The 2026-nt window shown below is 64.0% G+C and carries 3 protein-coding genes and 1 pseudogene; all 4 read right to left on the reverse strand.

Features of this window, described 5'->3' with window-relative positions; translation table 11 throughout:
* A partial coding sequence (locus EN745_RS34045; protein WP_189363251.1) for an SOS response-associated peptidase family protein occupies window positions 1–363 on the reverse strand: 363 nt, incomplete at its 3' end.
* A 629-nt stretch (window positions 364–992) separates the two neighbouring features.
* Window positions 993–1451 (reverse strand): hypothetical protein, encoded by a 459-nt coding sequence (locus EN745_RS34050; protein ID WP_127423260.1) that lies wholly within the window; start codon window positions 1449–1451, stop codon window positions 993–995.
* A 116-nt stretch (window positions 1452–1567) separates the two neighbouring features.
* Window positions 1568–1714, reverse strand: a complete 147-nt coding sequence (locus EN745_RS36445) for a hypothetical protein (protein WP_189347754.1) — start codon at window positions 1712–1714, stop codon at window positions 1568–1570.
* Between the two features lie 59 nt (window positions 1715–1773).
* Window positions 1774–2026 (reverse strand): annotated as a pseudogene (locus tag EN745_RS34055) (cytochrome c); the annotation flags it as partial.

Raw genomic sequence — 2026 nt, forward strand, 5'->3', positions numbered from 1 at the left:
CTTCTGCACGCCGGTCTCGGGGTCCTTGTCGCCAGGCTGGGGCGAGGGCTCCGCGAAACTCGTCACCGGCACCACGCATCGGTTCTCGATGCCAAGGTAAGGCATCCAGTGGGCGTATTGCGGGTTGCGGATGTTGGTGGTGCCGGAATCGGCATTGCCGCGCATGCGCTCCGGCGGTGTCGGCATGCCCCAGCGCAGAGTGGCGAGTTCGCGCGTGCCGTCGGCGGCGTTCCGCACCACCGGGGCGAACTGGTTCGGATAGATGTCGACCGAGGGTTCGAGGTTGCCGATGACGTCGCGCAGGGCGCGCGTCCACTGGCGGATCGCCTCCTGGCTGGTGGTGATGTTGTAGAGATTGCACATCGGCAACGTTTCCCTGGCAGTCGATTGATCCCGCATTTTCCACCAAAGCGCCAGTGCCAGGCGTTCGTTGAGTCGGCTGGGGCTATCACAGGCGTGAACAGAGGTCCGTCCCAGGCCGCTCAACCTCGGTGCGTTGACAGGAGCGGCGAAGCAGAGGAAAGTTTGGCAGCTGCTGAAGGAGGGATTCCGTGAAGAAGACCTACGCCAGGCCGGTACTGCTCAAGGCGGGCAAGCTTGGGGCGCTCGCCGCCACCACCATTTCTAAGGCTCCCTGAGCCAAAAGCTTTTGCTTCGACGGAGCGCTGAGGCATTTGTTGCCTCCGCATCGATCTTTCGCGCCCCCGGCTGGCCCCGGCGCCGGAAGATTTGCGCCGCCAATCCCTCCGCCGCCGCAACTCTCCGGCGACCGGGATCGTACCTCATCACTTTCGGGAAGTTAGGTGGCCCGGCCGCCGAGGGGGGGTGATGTATGGGTTGGCCGCCGGGCCTGACCGGCTTCTGCGACCTCGCCGGCTGCTTGAACATGCGCTCATGCTAATACTTGGGCAATAGCGACCTAGGGCCTAGGACCAACGTGTACGGCCTCCGGTTCCCAGCAACGTTTTACAATCATTCCCCAGCCGAAGCCCTCACGCTGTCCGCGCGTCGAGGCGCAGTGCCGAGAGGAACAGCAACAGCAGCGCCAGCGCGTTGAGGCAGGCCGCGGCCGCGTGCGAATATTCCCATTGCCGCCTGAGCATCTCCCAATTGTCGGGCAGCATGGTCCAATTGCGGGTCGCCCGGTTTACCGGAAAGGTGAAGCTCCAGAACACGAATTGCGTGGCGCCGATGGCGATGAAGGCGAGCGCCACAATGCCGAAGGCGCCGCCTGAGCGATAGAGCACGACCGCCAGTGCCGCGCTCGACAGCAAGGCGCCCAGCACGACGATACCGAACAGGCTCCAGCCGTCATAAGCGCGCTGCGCGGCGAGATAGCTGGTGCCGTCGAGCTTCAGTTTGCTGAACGTCGAAAAGAAATGCGCCCCCGCCGGCACGAAGGCCAGCGCCGCGAAGATGAAGCTCACCACTCTAAGGCCATAGATCGCCATGCAGCATCCTCCTTCCAGGAGAAGCTAGGGCAGGGGGCAGGCATGGGAAGGTGAGATCGAATGCCGGCGAAGGGCAACGGTTCCTCGCCTGCGATCTGATCCCGCGGCTCGGCGCCTCAGAATCCAAAGAACTGCCGGCCGATGAGATAGCCGAGCGCCGCGACGACCAGCGGAAACAGCGCCGGCGCCACCTTGCCGACCAGCGAAGGCCTAACCTCCTGGATCGGAGAGTCGGGGGTGGCGTTGTTGAGGTTCTTGGTCATCATATTAGCGTCAGCTCAACAAGTTAATTTTTGGCAAACGCCGCTACGGAAGGCCAGGCTCACTCCACCTTCTGCCGGAACTTCGAGTGGCAGCTCGAACAGTCCTGCAGGATGAGATGCAGGAGATGCTCCGCCGGCAGTGTGGCCGGATCAGGCTGCACGGCATTCGGCCGCTTGCCGAGCAGGCTGCCGCCATCCATCGGCAGCATCGCGCCCATGCGCATGCCCTCGGTGATCTCAGCCGGCGCCCTTTCGGCCTTGGCGGCGAGTGCCGAGGCGAGCCCGCCGATATGGCGGGCGAGCGCCTCGAAT

Origin of the sequence: Mesorhizobium sp. M4A.F.Ca.ET.022.05.2.1 (assembly GCF_003998845.1) — a bacterium.
Classification (GTDB): domain Bacteria; phylum Pseudomonadota; class Alphaproteobacteria; order Rhizobiales; family Rhizobiaceae; genus Mesorhizobium.

Coding starts and splice junctions, on each gene's coding strand:
- EN745_RS36445 (WP_189347754.1), bottom strand. CDS start 1,714: ATGACCAAGAACCTCAACAACGCCACCCCCGACTCTCCGATCCAGGAG.
- EN745_RS34050 (WP_127423260.1), bottom strand. CDS start 1,451: ATGGCGATCTATGGCCTTAGAGTGGTGAGCTTCATCTTCGCGGCGCTG.